The sequence below is a fragment of the Paraburkholderia phytofirmans PsJN genome, assembly GCF_000020125.1.
GTDB classification, from domain to species: domain Bacteria; phylum Pseudomonadota; class Gammaproteobacteria; order Burkholderiales; family Burkholderiaceae; genus Paraburkholderia; species Paraburkholderia phytofirmans.
Window position 1 is genome coordinate 1,824,495 of sequence record NC_010681.1, and the last position, 15,236, is coordinate 1,839,730.

The 15,236-nt window shown below is 63.7% G+C and carries 14 protein-coding genes and 1 pseudogene; 9 read left to right on the plus strand and 6 right to left on the minus strand.

Features of this window, described 5'->3' with window-relative positions:
* Nucleotides 1–80 precede the first annotated feature (80 nt).
* Nucleotides 81–485: an alternative ribosome rescue aminoacyl-tRNA hydrolase ArfB gene (gene arfB / locus BPHYT_RS07990; protein WP_012432640.1), complete on the plus strand. Its 405-nt coding sequence runs from the start codon at nucleotides 81–83 to the stop codon at nucleotides 483–485.
* On the opposite strand, the gene BPHYT_RS07995 is transcribed toward arfB, so the two are convergent.
* Nucleotides 482–1,846 carry an EAL domain-containing protein gene (locus BPHYT_RS07995; protein ID WP_148225075.1) on the minus strand — a complete coding sequence of 455 codons (1,365 nt, stop codon included), beginning with the start codon at nucleotides 1,844–1,846 and terminating at the stop codon, nucleotides 482–484. The two genes, arfB and BPHYT_RS07995, sit on opposite strands and share 4 nt — an antisense overlap.
* A gap of 529 nt (nucleotides 1,847–2,375) precedes the next feature.
* Between BPHYT_RS07995 and BPHYT_RS08000 the strand changes: the two genes are divergently transcribed.
* Nucleotides 2,376–2,666, plus strand: a complete 291-nt coding sequence (locus tag BPHYT_RS08000) for a putative quinol monooxygenase (protein WP_012432642.1) — start codon at nucleotides 2,376–2,378, stop codon at nucleotides 2,664–2,666.
* An 83-nt stretch (nucleotides 2,667–2,749) separates the two neighbouring features.
* Here the strand turns inward: BPHYT_RS08000 and BPHYT_RS08005 are convergent, their stop codons facing one another.
* The 3 genes from BPHYT_RS08005 to BPHYT_RS08015 all read right to left on the minus strand — a co-directional run bounded on the left by BPHYT_RS08005 (nucleotide 2,750) and on the right by BPHYT_RS08015 (nucleotide 4,474).
* Nucleotides 2,750–3,007 (minus strand): hypothetical protein, encoded by a 258-nt coding sequence (locus tag BPHYT_RS08005; protein WP_007182306.1) that lies wholly within the window; start codon nucleotides 3,005–3,007, stop codon nucleotides 2,750–2,752.
* A gap of 256 nt (nucleotides 3,008–3,263) precedes the next feature.
* Entirely contained in the window at nucleotides 3,264–3,503 is a 240-nt protein-coding gene (locus tag BPHYT_RS08010; protein WP_012432643.1) for a hypothetical protein, read from the minus strand.
* Between the two features lie 251 nt (nucleotides 3,504–3,754).
* Entirely contained in the window at nucleotides 3,755–4,474 is a 720-nt protein-coding gene (locus BPHYT_RS08015) for a YdcF family protein (RefSeq protein WP_407669181.1), read from the minus strand.
* Between the two features lie 266 nt (nucleotides 4,475–4,740).
* Here BPHYT_RS08015 and BPHYT_RS08020 point away from each other — a divergent pair, with 266 nt between their 5' ends.
* A complete protein-coding gene (locus BPHYT_RS08020) occupies nucleotides 4,741–5,064 on the plus strand; it encodes a hypothetical protein (RefSeq protein ID WP_012432645.1) in 324 nt (107 codons plus the stop codon).
* Nucleotides 5,065–5,379: 315 nt separating this feature from the next.
* On the opposite strand, the gene BPHYT_RS08025 is transcribed toward BPHYT_RS08020, so the two are convergent.
* A complete protein-coding gene (locus BPHYT_RS08025) occupies nucleotides 5,380–5,634 on the minus strand; it encodes a hypothetical protein (RefSeq protein WP_012432646.1) in 255 nt (84 codons plus the stop codon).
* A gap of 293 nt (nucleotides 5,635–5,927) precedes the next feature.
* Nucleotides 5,928–6,323 (minus strand): annotated as a pseudogene (locus tag BPHYT_RS08030) (transposase); the annotation flags it as partial.
* A 409-nt stretch (nucleotides 6,324–6,732) separates the two neighbouring features.
* Between BPHYT_RS08030 and BPHYT_RS08035 the strand changes: the two are divergent.
* The 6 genes from BPHYT_RS08035 to nusA all read left to right on the plus strand — a co-directional run bounded on the left by BPHYT_RS08035 (nucleotide 6,733) and on the right by nusA (nucleotide 15,216).
* Nucleotides 6,733–7,635, plus strand: a complete 903-nt coding sequence (locus BPHYT_RS08035) for a LysR family transcriptional regulator (RefSeq protein ID WP_012432647.1) — start codon at nucleotides 6,733–6,735, stop codon at nucleotides 7,633–7,635.
* A 393-nt stretch (nucleotides 7,636–8,028) separates the two neighbouring features.
* Nucleotides 8,029–9,255, plus strand: coding sequence for a pyridoxal phosphate-dependent aminotransferase (locus tag BPHYT_RS08040; protein WP_012432648.1), 1,227 nt, complete (start codon nucleotides 8,029–8,031; stop codon nucleotides 9,253–9,255).
* A 369-nt stretch (nucleotides 9,256–9,624) separates the two neighbouring features.
* Nucleotides 9,625–10,809 carry an SMC-Scp complex subunit ScpB gene (scpB, locus tag BPHYT_RS08045; protein WP_012432649.1) on the plus strand — a complete coding sequence of 395 codons (1,185 nt, stop codon included), beginning with the start codon at nucleotides 9,625–9,627 and terminating at the stop codon, nucleotides 10,807–10,809.
* A gap of 64 nt (nucleotides 10,810–10,873) precedes the next feature.
* Entirely contained in the window at nucleotides 10,874–12,754 is a 1,881-nt protein-coding gene (rluB, locus tag BPHYT_RS08050; RefSeq protein ID WP_012432650.1) for a 23S rRNA pseudouridine(2605) synthase RluB, read from the plus strand.
* Nucleotides 12,755–13,285: 531 nt separating this feature from the next.
* Nucleotides 13,286–13,744: a ribosome maturation factor RimP gene (rimP, locus tag BPHYT_RS08060; protein WP_012432651.1), complete on the plus strand. Its 459-nt coding sequence runs from the start codon at nucleotides 13,286–13,288 to the stop codon at nucleotides 13,742–13,744.
* Entirely contained in the window at nucleotides 13,741–15,216 is a 1,476-nt protein-coding gene (gene nusA, locus BPHYT_RS08065; RefSeq protein ID WP_012432652.1) for a transcription termination factor NusA, read from the plus strand. The genes rimP and nusA overlap by 4 nt, the downstream gene beginning before the upstream one ends.
* Nucleotides 15,217–15,236 lie beyond the last annotated feature (20 nt).

Here is a 15,236-nt window from a genome sequence, read left to right on the forward strand (position 1 = left end):
GGCAGACGCGCTCGATAGTCCGTAGTCGGTGATCGGTCGCGCGCTGTGTACACTCATGTTTCCCGGTTCAAGCTCGCGTCATGACATCCCGCTATCCCATCCCGCCGAACGAAATCGAACTGACCGCAGTGCGCGCGCAAGGAGCGGGCGGCCAGAACGTCAACAAGGTGTCGAGCGCCATTCATCTGCGCTTCGACGTGCAGGCATCTTCGTTGCCAGAAGTGTTGAAGATGCGCCTGCTCGCGCTATCCGATCACCGGCTCACGCGCGACGGCGTGGTGATCATCAAGGCGCAGGAGCATCGGACTCAGGAGATGAACCGGGCGGCGGCGCTGGCGCGGCTCGATGAACTGATCGAAAGCGTCAGCGTGACGCGCAAGCCGCGCGTCGCAACCCGGCCGACGCGCGCGTCGAACCTGCGGCGCCTCGACGGCAAAGCCAAGCGCAGTGAGATCAAATCCGGCCGCGGCCGGGTGGACGATTAACGCTTGCTGCCGCGTGCCGAAGGACCGGGTCCCGAAGGACCGGGTCTCGAAGGACCGCGTGCCGAAGGACGCGCAACCGCGGTCGTGGCGCTCGGCACGAAGTCGACGCACAACACATGCGTGCCGTCACGCTCGAAAGCCAGGGCCGCGGTGTAGCAGTCCTGCCCGTCGGCGAGCGAATAATGCGGACCCATCATCGCGACGCGCCCCGGTGCGGCGAGCGCGTGCTTGAAATAGGCGCGCCGCGACCAGTTGCTGCGCGTATCGGTATAGAGCGGCGCGAGCCGTAGCGGAGGCGGCGGCACCGAGGCGGCCGTCACTGAAGGCAGGGTCTGCTCACCTTGCCCGTCGGTGATGAACACGCGGCGTGCTTCGCGCAGATGCCAGACCTTTTGCGCCGCCTGACGCAGATCGCCGGTGGCCTTATAGGTCTCGGCGGCGCTCAGCACCGCTTCCGCGAAACCTTCGAAACCGAGCCGCTGGTGGCCGGCATGCTCGCGTTCGTAGTCGGCGAACTTGCTCCACATCGATTCGATCAGCGCCGGCACCTTGGCGCAGGCTGCCTGCACGGAACTCTTCGGCTGACCGAGCCAGAAACCCTGCACGAAATCCACATCGGCTTCCATCAGGATCATCAGCTCTTCATCGGTTTCGACGCCTTCGGCCAGCACCAGCGTGCCGGACTGATGCAGCATGGAGACCAGATGGCCGATCATCGAGTCGTCGCCTTCGCGCCTGCCTGCGCGCGCGACCAGCGAACGGTCGAGTTTGACGATGTCCGGGCGGAAGCGCCACACGCGGTCGAAGTTCGAGAAGCCGGTGCCGAAGTCGTCTATCGCGATCAGGAAGTCGCGCGGCTGCGAGGCGGCGAGCATGCTGGCGACCGCGGATTCGTCGTCGGCAGGCTGCTCTAGCACTTCGATCACGATGCGCTCCTGCGGCAGGCCGAAGTGCGCCGACAGTTCATCGATAAACGCGCGTTGCGGCCAGCCGGTTTCGAACACCTGCGGGCGCGTGTTCAAAAACAGCCAGCCGGTGCTGATGCCTTGCTCCATGAAATTCGCCACATGCAGGCAGCGCGCGATGCGATCGAGCTCGCGGGCGTCGGCGGCCGAGCGGGTGCCGGAAAACAGCACGTCGGGCGAGACCGGCAAACCGACTGGATCGAAGGCGCGCAGCAAGCCCTCATAGCCGACCACGCGCTGGTGCGTCACCGACAGCACCGGCTGGAACACGCTATGCAAAGTCAGCGCGCGCCACGTCGCGGTCCAGCCGGACTCGTCCCGGACCAGATGCGGGAGCAGGCCGCTCAGGGTCAATTCGCTGACTGATGGCATAAAGGCAGGTAGGAGAGCGGACATGGCGACATCGCGGCAAGCGGGTGACGGGACGCGCCAGGCAATTCGGCACGCAACGGATGCACGGCCCGCGCGTGCGCAGGGCAGCTCGGATAAAGCCCGGGAACGCGGAGAGCGATGCCACCCATGCTGGACTCCGGCGAATTAGTCAAAACCAGTCTAACAGCTTGCAATTCGCGTGAATGTGCGGGTTATCACAGAGGCGGGGTCATATCCGCGGTGCTGCCGATCCCCACGCCAATTGGCCGTCCGGCTTGAGTTTGGCGCCTGTTTGGCGCTTGTTTGCCGCGCGCCGAACCGGGTGCGCCCTGGCGCAATCAATCGCCTGTATGAAAACCGAGCGTATCAGGGCGGCGAGCGGACACCCGCCAAACTCCAGGCGAGGACGGAACTCGGACGGATCGATGCTTGAGCGGGTTATTGGTCGGCGCAGACGACGGCAGTACAGGCACGCCGCTGGTCTGCGCGGGCCGCCTGCAGCTTTGGCGGACGCCGGGTATGCTGCTGCTTTTCGTGAAAAGGGAGGTCAGGCATGTCGGAAATCGCGGTGGTCGCAATCTCGGTGGCGAAGCCGGGCTATGAAGAGCAACTGCGGCAGGCGCTCGAAGGGCTGGTCGGGCCGACACGCAAGGAGCAGGGAGCGCTTCAGTACGATCTGCACCGCGACCTGCAGGAGCCGCGCCGGTTCGTATTTGTCGAGCGTTGGGAAAGTCAGGAAGCGCTGGCGGTGCATGCGAAATCGGCACACATCGAGGCGTATAAGAAAGCGGTAGCGGACTGGGTGGAACACGCGGAGATTCGCGTCGTGTCGAAAATCGCCTGAACCGGCAGGCGAATTACACAGCTTTACAGCGGCGAGCGCACTGCTGGGCACGATCAGCCCGGCACCGCGCTCGCCGTTTGTTTTCAATGCGTGGCTTGCGGCACGTCGAGAATCAGGATGATGGTCCAGTCGGCGTCGCCGTCATGGTGATACTGGCGTTCCGCGACGATGAACGGCTGCTGCTTGCCGTCCGGGCCGAGAAACAGCACGTCGCCTTCCATCGGCAGGCATTCGACGGGCGGCAGCGCCAGAAACGCTTCCTGACCGCCGCGCGGCATCAGTTTTTCAATTTTGCGAGATGCTGCTTCAGTCCATTCGATATCAAGCTGGATGTTGCTCATGCTGTCCTCCGCACCAAGGTGCGCACGGGTTAGGGGATTCCGGCCAGGCGCCGGTCGGTGCGCGACTTTAGCACACCGCCAGCCGGGCGCCGCGAGGCCTCGGGCCACCGGCGGGGGCCAGCCCGGCGCGCCGCGCTGCTCGACGACTGGCTAGTCTTTCGCCAACCCATTAAACAACAAAAAAGCCGAAGCCGGCGGTGCCGGCTTCGGCTTTTCACCTTCGCGGCGCGGCCGCAGGTGAGTCGGATAATTGCGCTCAGGAGCCGGCGTCGGCCTTGGGAGCTTTCTTGTGATGCATGCCTCCCTTGTGGTGTTTCATCGGCGCAGCCGGTGCGCTGTCCATTGCTTGCTGCCGGTTTTGCAAATCTTGCGCACGCTGCTCGACGTCGGCGGCCTTGGCCGGATCGGTGCTCATCATGACGCCGTTGTCCTGCGCATAGGCCGCGCCCGTTACGGCACTGAGGGAAACCAGGATCGCCAGGGACACTTTCTTCATTGCTACCTCCGCAGAGTGGTTGTGGACCCGAGTATTTGCCTGTCCAAACGGAAAGACAATGCATTCTAGTCAGCAATATCCGCTCCAACAGAGGGTTTTGTAACTGCAATGACAATTCGTTACATCTGGTTACGCGCGGGGCGCCAGTTCCGATGCGCGGTGACTTGGCGCGGAAGAGTCACGATGACGTATCGCCGCCCGAGCGCATGATTGGCATCTCTAAATAATCGTTCTGTAATGCGGCTTGAATTTCAGAACCAGCCGATCGCGCGATAGACATGAAATTGCGCGATGCCAATTAATTCATGCAGCGCGATTTCCGCACTCGCCAGATTGTCATATCGCGGTAGTACACCGAGACGTGCGCCGATCGCGTTCGAGATCATAGGCTGCGGCGTGAGGCCGAAGCGGTGGAAGTCGAGCAAGGCGCGCGGCATCTGATAAGCGGAGGTGATGAGGATCAGCGAATCGTAACGCGAGCCGTGCACAATGCCGGACACGTTGCGCGCGTTTTCATAGGTCGTGAGGCTTCTGTTTTCCAGCACGATGTCAGCGCGCGGCACCTGTCGGCGCAGCAGGTAAGGCAGATACGTGTCGGCTTCGGTCGCGCGATGCCGCTGCGGATTGCCGCCGCTCACGATCACATGGCAGATGTCCGCCGCGCGTTTGCAGGCGGCGTAGTACTCGGCGCTCGCCGCAATGCGCGCAAGCACGTCGCGCGGGGGCATGAGGACCTGGCCGGCGCCGTAGATTGTGCCGCCGCCCAGCATGATGATCGCGGTGCGCGGCGCGAACGTGGCGGGCGCCTCCGTCCGCCAGTGCGGCTGCGCCAACCGCAGCAAGGGTGCGGTGAGCCAGCCGGCGGCGAGGAGCCAGAAGAAGGCGACCGTGAAGATGGCGAGAGGGCGGCGGGCGCCTTTCCATAGCACGATTGCTGCAAAAAAAAGCGCTAATAAAGTGAATAGAATCAATTTAAATGGGGTAACGTATGTCTTTCGGGACAAATCCACGGGCTTGGTATCGCGCCGCAGCGGTTGCATCGCCGGCTCTTGGACAGAACGCTAACATGCCGTTCAGACGGGGGTTCCGAAAACGAGACCAGGCAGCACCTGGCGGAATTCGACTGCATACGTTGCAGTCAGCTTCCAGCCAAGGGCGGGTGCTACGCGCGTCACTGGTGGCGCGGTGACGTGTTGGGCATAAATGTGTCATAGCTGCACTTTAAGAAAGAAGTGAGATGACCACGTATTCCAACGAAGCGGTACTTGAAGCGCTGCGGCGGGCGCAATATCGCCAGGTCCCATGGGCTAGAAGGCCGGGTGTTTTCCAATATCTTCGCTCACTAGGCTTGATGGACACCGTTCGGCAGCGCACTGTCGCGCCGGCTCCGGGCTTCCACGCCCCTGTGGATATCGCCGTGCTCACGGAGCGCGGCAGAGCCGAGTTCGCGCGGCTTGCCCATGACGAACGTCTGCTCACCTGGACAGCGCAGCGCATGAACGACTACGTCGTCGCCAGCGCCGAGACGCGGGCTACCGCCGCGCTCGAAGCTCGGCCTTAGGTCGGGCGCGCTGGCAGGCGTTGTTCCCGGCCGCTTCAGGCGGCTGGAGGCATCCCTTTCCTGTGTCCTCTTCCTCACTAATACACTTGCGCTGCGCCGTGTCGTGCGCGCACGCCTGCCGCCTAGTGTGCCCAGCGACACCGCAAAAAAAAGCCCGTATCGCGAGGATACGGGCGTACCGGAATTACTACTGCCACGCTGTGCTAATGGCGTTAAATCAGACTGGTACGACGCGCGGTGGTTCCCCCAATTATTTGAAATGCGCTACGGAGTTTCGCGACCACAGCGCGTGGACGGACTACCACCCAACTCCGCCTAGCGCCGGCGCGTCGGATCCTGCCGCGGCGCGTCCGGCCGCGTACGTACGTTGCTGGCGATATCGCCGCGCAAATCTCCGCGCGGCGCCGGCGGGGTGAAGTCCCGGGCGCGCGTATCGCTTTGCTGCCAGGCTTCGATGGTAGCCGGACGATCCGGCCTCCAGTTCCAAGCCTGTTGGCGCTGCTGAGCAAGCGCCGGTGCGGCCATCGATGAAACGACAATGCCGCACAGAAGCAGTGACATTGGTTTCATGCTGCGCTCCCGTCAAGCCGATCGACAAGGCCTGTTTGCATACACATAAGGTATGCCCAGTCACGAAAGCACGCTGTAAGTAATAGTAAATGGATGTTTCACCAGCAACCATCGCGCTGCTTCAGACGTCTGAAGCAGCGCGCAGCCAGGCCGGGTATAGCGGGAGGGACGACTGTGTTGGGCGCGCCGAAGAGCGGTGCCCATGACAGGTGCGGCGTGTATGAAGACGCGGCGACCTGGGTTCGATACATGCCGGGCGCCCGCGGGCGCCCGGAGAAAAGCAGTTTGCGTCAGGCCATCTTGACCGGCGCGCGCCACGATTCCGGATTGGTCCAGAATGCGCCGCGCAGGCGGTCACGGCTCGGCGGTGCCGGCGGTTTCGCGGCGGTCGCGCCAATCCGGCCGCGCAGCGAAATTTCACGGCCGCTCGTGCCGAGTCGCTTAACTATTTCGGCGAGCGTACCATCTGCCTGCCACTCGTCGAAACGGCGGCGGCAAGTCGGCGGCGACGGATAGCGGCCCGGCAGTTTGGACCAGCCTTCGCCCGTCGATAGCACCCACAGTACGGCGTTGACAACCGCGCGCGCTTCCACGCGTGGCCGACCGCGCCGTTCGCTCCGTGCGGGCTCCGCACAGAACAAAGCCTCGACCAGCGCCCACTCGTTGTCTCTCAAATCGTCGAACAGCATCATGTTTCACCTCAGCGAAGCTAACTCCGGTGCGCTGCCCCGCGCCGCGCACTCTCCATGCACTCGATAGGCGAGTGCCAAGGAGGGTCGGGCTTGCCACGGTCTGCTATGCAGTCAGAATCATGGCGCCGACCCTTGTCTGCATCTAAATGCAGGAAGTGTGCCAAGTTGAGTCCAACCGCCTGAAAGCCCTGTGACAGCGGGCCAGCGCGGGCGCTAGCTAGGGGCGTATAAGAATCCAAAAAACCTATCTCGCAAATCGGGACAATCACCAATCTTGTGCAATCAGGCCCGACCGGCGTGCGTTTGCGCCTTATTGCTGCATCGCAGCGAAACTGCAAAAGGCGAACGTGGTGCTGTCCTTAGCCTTACAATGTGCATTAAATGATGCAATTGATGAGGTCGGTAAATGAATGTCACGCTGCGCCAGCTAAGGGTTTTCATCGAGGTCGCCCGTCTGCAGAGCTTCAGCCGCGCCGGCGATGAAATCGGCCTGACGCAGTCGGCGGTCAGCCGTTGCGTGCGGGAACTGGAGAGCGAGATCGGTCTCAAGCTGATCGATCGCACCACCCGGGAGGTGCAACTTACGGACGTCGGCGGAAACCTGGTGTCGAGCGTGTCGCGTCTGCTGACGGACCTTGACGACGCGCTGCGCGAGATTCGTGAAATCGGCGAACAGCGCCGCGGACGCGTGGTGGTCGCCGCCAGCCCGACGGTGGCATGCCGGCTCATGCCGCGCATAGTGGCCGCGTGCGGGCAGCAATTCCCCTATATAGCGCTCGGCTTGCGCGACGACGTGCAGAGCGACGTGGTGCGCAAGGTCAAGTCGGGCGAGGTCGACTTCGGCGTGATCATCGGCCCGTTTTCCGCCGATGACCTGCTGAGCGAATCGCTGATGACGGATTCGTTCTGCGTCGTCTCGCGCGACGATCACCCGTTAGCAGCGCAGGAGCGGGTGGCGTGGACGGACCTGGACGGCCAGCAACTGGTTATGCTCGATTACGCGTCGGGCAGCCGGCCGATCATCGACGCCGCGATGCAGGAATACGGCGTGAGCGCCACGGTGGTGCAGGAGTTGGGGCATTCCGCGACCGTTTTCGGGCTGGTCGAGGCGGGCGTCGGCGTGAGCGTGCTGCCCTGGCTGGCCTTGCCCCTGCCGGCGGGCGCCGCGCTGGTGGCCCGGCCGCTCGTGCCGCGCGCGGAGCGTACGGTCGAATTGGTGCGGCGGCGCGACCGCTCGCTGTCGCCGGCGGCGGAGGCGGTGTGGGGACTGATTCGCCAGTTGCCGGGCAGGGCGGAGGACTTGAACTAGTTTGTGGTTATCGGACGTTCGCGATGTTCCTGCGGGCGGCAAATGCGCGGGCGGCGCGGGGAGGGCGATATTCCCGTGGGTGGCAAATGGGCGGTCGCGCAGGCAGGACGATAGTTCCGTGGGCAGCACTGGTCGGGCCGCGCGATGCGTGCGACGCCCTCAGACTCGGACGGCGCGATGGAATGCTCGGGCGCGGCTCTAGAGCGTACGTTGCTTCCTGGACAAACCCGGCCAACTGCCTGCGGCACGGCGGCCAGGCCGCAACCCGTCCGCGCCTGAACGCCTCGCCACGCATTTTCATCCGCCGACTTCGCGGTCCGGAAAGAGACACCAAGCTAAACTATCGCCTCTGCTGAATTTCAATCCATACCCCTCACCCGTCTGGAAGCCTCGATGAGCGAATCGGATCTGCCTGTGCCATCCATCCCGAACGCGCGCGATGCCGTGCGCGCGCTGCGTCCTTCGCAGATCCGCGAAGTGGCCAACGCCGGTTTCGGCGTCGCCGACGTGCTGCCGTTCTGGTTCGGCGAATCCGACCGCGTCACGCCGGCCTTCATCCGCGACGCCGCTAGCGCATCGCTCGCGGCCGGCGCGACGTTCTACACGCACAATCTTGGCATCGCACCGCTGCGCGCCGCGCTGGCGGGCTATGTCAGCGAACTGCACGGCGCGACGTCGGCGGAGCACATCGCGGTCACGAGCGCGGGCGTCAATGCGCTGATGCTCGCGGCGCAACTCGTGGTGGGCGCGGGCGACCGCGTCGTCGCGGTGACGCCGCTCTGGCCGAATCTGGTCGAGATTCCGAAAATTCTCGGCGCGCATGTCGAAACGGTCGCGCTGGGCTACGGCGAGCGCGGCTGGCAACTCGACCTGGAGCAACTGCTAGCAGCGCTGACGCCCGGCACGAAAATGCTGCTGATCAATTCACCGAACAATCCGACCGGCTGGGTGATGAGCCGCGATGAGCAGCGGGCCGTGCTGGCGCATTGCCGGCGCCACGGCATCTGGATCGTGGCGGACGAAGTCTACGAGCGCCTCTACTATGCGGACGCCAAGCCCGGCGCGGCCGCCGCACCCTCGCGCACGGCGCCGTCGTTCCTCGATCTGGCCAGCCGCGACGAGCGCGTGATCTGCGTCAATTCGTTTTCGAAAGCATGGTTGATGACCGGCTGGCGGCTTGGCTGGATCGTCGCGCCGGCCTCGTTGATGGACGATCTGGGCAAGCTCGTCGAGTACAACACTTCGTGCGCGCCGGCCTTCGTGCAGCAGGCGGGCATCGCGGCCGTCGAGCAGGGCGAGCGCTTTACGCAAGAACTGGTGCGCGACCTGAAGGCGTCGCGCGACCATCTGGTGCGCGCACTCGCCGCGGTGCCCGGCGTCGATGTGAAGGTGCCGCCCGGCGCGATGTACCTGTTTTTCTCGATGCCGGGCGCCTCGCGCAGCCTGGAGCTTTGCAAGGCGATGGTGCGTGACGTCGGGCTCGGCGTGGCGCCGGGCAGCGCGTTCGGTCCGCAAGGCGAGGGCTTCGTGCGCTGGTGCTACGCCTGCGACACCGCGCGGCTGGACGCGGGCGTCGAGCGCCTGAAGCGCTTCCTTTCGCAGCCCGCAACGGCCCAATGAATGCGTGGCGGAAAAGGTGGCTGCGTAAAGCTATTGAACCACCAGGCGAGGAGCAGCTGAAGAAAGCGGGTTTTTATCGGATTAAGCCCGTTTTTTCTGTAAAGCACGTCCGCGAGACCGTGTTTGGAAAATGCGCGGGGGATTTCGTCTTTACGCACTGATTGTTTTTGCGTAATATGGCGCTCAGTCACGCGGTTCCCTTCAGGAATTTCGCTGCTCCGTCCGGCTGGGTTTGGCTCGATTGTCTGTTTCGCCTCCCCCCGGTGCGTGCTCCCATCAATATGACCGATCAGAATCGGGCGAGCGCGTCTTCAGTTCCACATCGTCTGTTTGATCCGGTTCTTTGACCACAGGGTCTGACCTAGCTGCATGAATACCCAAGAGGCGAAGATCGTCCTCGAGACTGCCTTGATCTGCGCGCAGGAGCCGTTAAAGCTCGGCGAGTTGCGCAAGCTCTTTGCCGACGGCGTGTCGGCAGACACCGTTCGGACGTTGCTCGAAGACCTCAAGCAGGACTGGTCTGGGCGCGGTGTGGAGTTGGTCGGGCTGGCGTCGGGCTGGCGGTTTCAAAGCAAGCCCGCGATGCGTTCGTATCTGGATCGTTTGCATCCTGAGAAACCGCCGAAATATTCACGCGCGGTACTCGAAACGCTCGCGATCATTGCATACCGGCAACCGGTGACGCGTGGCGATATTGAAGAGATTCGCGGCGTCACGGTGAATACGCAGGTCGTCAAGCAGCTCGAAGATCGCGGCTGGATCGAAGTAATCGGCCATCGTGACGTGCCGGGTCGCCCGGCGCTGTACGCGACCACGCGGCAGTTCCTCGACGACCTCGGGCTGACGGCGTTGGACGAATTGCCGCCGCTCGCCGATCCGTCGGCTCAGTTGAACGCGGATCTGCTCGGTCAGCACGCAATCGAGTTCGCCGACGCTGAGGTCGCACAGGTTTCGGCTGCGGAAGAAGAGCAGGCGGATTCCGCCGTGGTAGTTGAAGCAGGCGAATTTGTAAGCGCAACCGCGGATGGCGAGTCGGAGAATATTCCGCAAGCTACGAACGAAGCGCCGCAATCGGACTCCGTTGAAGCAGCCGGTCATGCCGTAGACAGCGCGCTTGAAGCAGCGGGCGAGGCGTCAGGAACAGAAATCGCTGACGAACTCGCAGAAGAGCATCAGGCGCAGCATGCTGAGCCGGTGAAATCGGCGCAGCCGGCCGACAGCGTAGTGGAAGTCGCGTCGCAAAACGCATCGGCATCATCCGAAGCGCATGCGGACGCCGCTGCCACGCCGGCCGCGCAGGAACACGCTGAAACGGCAAACCCGGCGAACGTTGTACCGCAGACCGGCGTCGCCGAGTCCGCAGAGAATCACGATCCGGTCTCCCAGGCCGATCCGGCAATACCCGCGCACGACTCGGGCGTACTCCGCAATACGGAGCACGCCGCCGAGCCGAACCCGACCAAGGCGGCGCACGGCGATCCTCTGGATCGCCGCGATGCGGCGCAGGACGCAGGCATTCTGACCGACGACGAACCCGAGTCGCGCAGCGCCTGACGTAACCGAATTTTTTTTGCCACGCCCGCAACGGGCGTGCGCGACCTGACATTTTGAGGTTGTTTTGACACATACCCACGACACCGATTCGTCCGAATCCGAGCGCGCCGTGCCGTCGGCGCGCGCTGATGAAACGCGCACCACGCAAGCGTCGGCAGGCGAGGGCGAGCGCCCGGCGCAGACCACGGAAGCAGACGGCGAAGACCGTCCGCGCCGCGGCCTGCGTCGCGGCCCGCGCAGCCTGATCGCGCGGCGCCGCGCCGGCGCGAAGACGAAGGGCGCCGAAGGCGCGCCCGCGCAAGGGGCGCCGGTCGTCACCGAGGCGCCGCCGGACGGCGAAGTCGTCGCGCAAGTGCGTATGCCGCGCAAGGATGCGGGCGCCAAGGGTCAGGGGCCGCGCCGCAATGCAGCCGGCGCGAAGCGCGAGGGCGCACCGCGTGACGGCGCGCCGCGCGAAGGTCAGCGAGAAGGTCAACGCGAGCGTCAGCCGCGCGAAGGTGGTCAGCGTCAAAACAACCGCCGCGGCGGTGAAGCGCCGGCAGCCGCGGCAGTCGCGGGCCAAGACGATCTGTTCTCGTACGTCACATCCCCCGCGTTCGACGCGGACAACAGCGCCACCGGCGGCGTGCGCGCGCCGATGCTGCGCCGTGGCAAGCCGGCCGCGCCCAAGCGCGTGCTCGCAGCCGACGACGACGCGCCGAAGCTGCACAAGGTGCTGGCCGAAGCCGGCATGGGTTCGCGCCGCGACATGGAAGAACTGATTGTCGCCGGCCGCGTGTCGGTGAACGGCGAGCCGGCTCACATCGGCCAGCGCATCATGCCGACCGACCAGGTCCGCATCAACGGCAAGCCGGTCAAGCGCAAGTTGGCCAATAAGCCGCCGCGCGTGCTGCTGTACCACAAGCCGACCGGCGAGATCGTCAGCCACGCGGATCCGGAAGGCCGTGCGTCGGTGTTCGACAATCTGCCGCCGATGAAAACCGCCAAGTGGCTCGCGGTCGGCCGTCTCGACTTCAACACAGAAGGTCTGCTGATGCTGACCACGTCGGGCGATCTGGCGAACCGTTTCATGCACCCGCGTTATAGCGTCGAGCGTGAATATGCGGTGCGCGTGGTCGGCGAACTGGCTGAAGGGATGCGTCAGAAGCTGCTGAACGGCGTCGAGCTGGAAGACGGCCCGGCGAACTTCCTGCGTATCCGCGATGGCGGCGGCGAAGGCACGAATCACTGGTATCACGTCGCGCTCGCCGAAGGGCGTAACCGCGAAGTGCGTCGTATGTTCGAAGCAGCCGGCCTGATGGTCAGCCGCCTGATCCGCACCCGTCACGGCCCGATCTCGCTGCCGAAGGGTCTCAAGCGCGGCCGCTGGGAAGAACTCGAAGACAATCAGGTGCGCGCGCTGATGGCGTCGGTCGGCCTGAAGGCGCCGACTGAAGAAAAAGGTGGTCGCCGGGAAGCGCCGGAGCGCAAGCAGCCGGACCCGATGCAGACGTCGATGGGTTTCATTGGCCGCGAACCTGTGCTGATGTCGCACAGCCGCTTCGATCAGCAGCAACCGCGTGGTCAGGGCCAAGGTCGGCGGGGTGCGGCGGGCGGTGGCTTCGGTGGCGGCGCGGGCGCCGGTTTCGGTGGCGGTTACGGCAATCGCGGCGCCGGGCGCGGCGCCGGCGGTTTCAGCGGCCCGATGGGCGGCGGCGCGGGCGGCCCGCGTGGCGGCCGTGAAGTCGATGGCAATCGCGCACCGTCGGGCAATGGCAACCGTGCGGCTGGCGGCGGCAAGCGCGCCGGCGGCAGCGGCGGCCCCAATCCGGGTAGCGGCGGTGGCAACCGCGGGCCTGGTGGCAATCGCGGCGGCGCCGGCAACCGTGCGGGCGGCGGCAATGCCAACGCCGGCGGCGCCAATCGTGGCGGCGGCGCACCTCGCGGCCGTTCGCGCGGCCGCTGAGCATCACGGCAGTCAAGCACAGCGGTCAGCCGCGGATCTTTTATTGATCTTTCGCCGGCGACCGTCAGAGTCGATCGACGAACGCCATTGGCTTGGCGCCGCTCACATTTCATGTGATGCATAAAACCGCGGCGTAAATGGAAGTGGGGGCGGATTTCATTCGCTCCGCGTGTCGGCTGCGGGTTCGGGGCGGCGGGAGCCGCCTTGCAAAAGAGCAAAGCGCCGTCATATCGTTGCAAGATTCCCATGAAATCAAGCGGAAAAGCGCGTTGGGCGGCGTTCTGCGGTTTGCGTTTGTCCTGAAAAATGGCTACAATCGCGGAGTCGCTGGGCGTGCGGCTTTTTATGTGCGGCTCAGGTGCGACCACCGGTAATAAGATGATGGGCGTTTAGCCCATTTTTTTTTGCCGCGCAGTTCTCAGTGGTTCGGCATCTCGGGTAGCACGAACGTGCGCCGGCTTAGGCGCGGCCCGCATTGGTTGTTTGCAAAACAAGCGGCAGGCTCGCTGCGCGAACATCTAAGAGGGCACTGTGCAACTGACGGAACTGATTGAAACCACGGTCGTGGGACTCGGCTACGAGCTCGTCGATCTCGAGCGCACCGGGCGCGGCATGTTGTGTATCTATATCGACCAGCCGGCCGGCATCGCGATCGAAGACTGCGAGAAAGTCACGCGTCAGCTCCAGCACGTTTTGACGGTCGAAAATATCGATTACGAGCGGCTTGAAGTATCGTCGCCGGGGCTCGACCGCCCGCTGAAAAAACTGGCGGATTTTGAACGCTTCGCAGGCAGCGAAGTGGTAATCACATTGAAAAAGCCATTGGACGGACGGAAATCGTACCGGGGCATCCTGCATGCTCCGCAAGGCGAGACGATCGGTCTGGAATTTGAAGGGAAGGAAGGCGCCGCGATGCTCGATTTCACGCTCGCGGATATCGATAAGGCACGCCTCGTTCCGAAGTTTGACTTTAGGAGCCGCAAACAATGAGTCGCGAAGTGTTGATGCTGGTGGATGCGCTGGCACGCGAGAAGAACGTCGACAAAGACGTGGTATTTGCCGCGCTCGAGGCGGCCCTCGCTTCGGCCTCCAAGAAACTCTTCGAAGAAGACGCGGATATTCGCGTCCAGATCGATCGTGAAAGCGGCGAACACGAAACGTTTCGACGCTGGAAAGTGGTGCCGGACGAAGCCGGTTTGCAGGAGCCGGATCAGGAAATCCTGCTGTTCGAAGCACGCGAACAGAAGCCCGAGATTCAGCTCGACGAGTTCATCGAGGAACCGGTGCCGTCGATCGAATTCGGCCGTATCGGCGCGCAGGCCGCCAAGCAGGTGATCCTGCAGAAGGTGCGCGACGCTGAACGCGAACAGATTCTGAACGACTTCCTCGAGCGCGGCGAGCACATCATGACCGGCTCGGTTAAGCGTCTCGACAAGGGCAATTTCATTGTCGAAACCGGCCGTGTCGAGGCGCTGCTGCGCCGCGATCAGCTGATTCCGAAGGAAAACCTGCGCGTGGGCGACCGCGTGCGTGCCTACATCGCAAAGGTCGATCGCACCGCGCGCGGTCCGCAGATCGAACTGTCGCGTACGGCTCCCGAATTCCTGATGAAGCTGTTCGAGATGGAAGTGCCGGAAATCGAACAGGGCCTGCTGGAAATCAAGGCGGCCGCGCGCGACCCGGGCGTGCGCGCGAAGATCGGCGTGGTTGCATACGACAAGCGCATCGATCCGATCGGCACGTGCGTCGGTATTCGCGGTTCGCGCGTGCAGGCGGTGCGTAACGAGCTCGGTGGCGAAAACGTCGACATCGTGCTATGGTCGGAGGATCCCGCACAGTTTGTGATCGGCGCGCTCGCGCCGGCAGCCGTCCAGTCGATCGTCGTCGATGAAGAAAAACATTCGATGGACGTCGTCGTAGACGAAAACGAACTGGCGGTCGCGATCGGCCGCAGCGGCCAGAACGTGCGTCTTGCCAGCGAACTCACCGGCTGGCAGATCAACATCATGACGCCGGACGAATCTGCGCAAAAGCAGAATCAGGAGCGCGGCGTATTGCGTGACCTGTTCATGGCGCGTCTCGATGTCGACGAAGAAGTCGCCGACATCCTGATCGACGAAGGCTTTACGAGCCTCGAAGAGATCGCTTATGTGCCGCTCAACGAAATGCTCGAAATCGAAGCATTCGACGAAGACACCGTTCACGAACTGCGTAACCGCTCGCGCGACGCGCTGTTGACGCAGGCAATCGCGAATGAAGAAAAGGTCGAAAATGTAGCACTCGACCTGAAGAGCCTGGACGGCATGGACGCCGACCTGCTCGCCAAGCTGGCCGAACATCAGATCCAGACGCGCGACGAACTCGCCGAGCTGGCTGTGGATGAACTGGTCGAGATGACCGGAATGGAAGAGGATGCCGCTAAGGCGTTGATCATGAAAGCACGTGAACACTGGTTCCAGTGAGAAATGACCATGGCGCACTA

What these genes read in the sequence shown, in the direction of transcription:
- BPHYT_RS08005 (WP_007182306.1), bottom strand. Translation starts at nt 3,007, where the DNA reads ATGAGCAACATCCAGCTTGATATCGAATGGACTGAAGCAGCATCTCGC.
- BPHYT_RS08040 (WP_012432648.1), top strand. Translation starts at nt 8,029, where the DNA reads ATGAGCGAATCGGATCTGCCTGTGCCATCCATCCCGAACGCGCGCGAT.
- BPHYT_RS08010 (WP_012432643.1), bottom strand. Translation starts at nt 3,503, where the DNA reads ATGAAGAAAGTGTCCCTGGCGATCCTGGTTTCCCTCAGTGCCGTAACG.
- BPHYT_RS08035 (WP_012432647.1), top strand. Translation starts at nt 6,733, where the DNA reads ATGAATGTCACGCTGCGCCAGCTAAGGGTTTTCATCGAGGTCGCCCGT.
- nusA (WP_012432652.1), top strand. Translation starts at nt 13,741, where the DNA reads ATGAGTCGCGAAGTGTTGATGCTGGTGGATGCGCTGGCACGCGAGAAG.
- BPHYT_RS08000 (WP_012432642.1), top strand. Translation starts at nt 2,376, where the DNA reads ATGTCGGAAATCGCGGTGGTCGCAATCTCGGTGGCGAAGCCGGGCTAT.
- BPHYT_RS08020 (WP_012432645.1), top strand. Translation starts at nt 4,741, where the DNA reads ATGACCACGTATTCCAACGAAGCGGTACTTGAAGCGCTGCGGCGGGCG.
- BPHYT_RS08025 (WP_012432646.1), bottom strand. Translation starts at nt 5,634, where the DNA reads ATGAAACCAATGTCACTGCTTCTGTGCGGCATTGTCGTTTCATCGATG.
- scpB (WP_012432649.1), top strand. Translation starts at nt 9,625, where the DNA reads ATGAATACCCAAGAGGCGAAGATCGTCCTCGAGACTGCCTTGATCTGC.
- arfB (WP_012432640.1), top strand. Translation starts at nt 81, where the DNA reads ATGACATCCCGCTATCCCATCCCGCCGAACGAAATCGAACTGACCGCA.
- BPHYT_RS07995 (WP_148225075.1), bottom strand. Translation starts at nt 1,846, where the DNA reads ATGTCCGCTCTCCTACCTGCCTTTATGCCATCAGTCAGCGAATTGACC.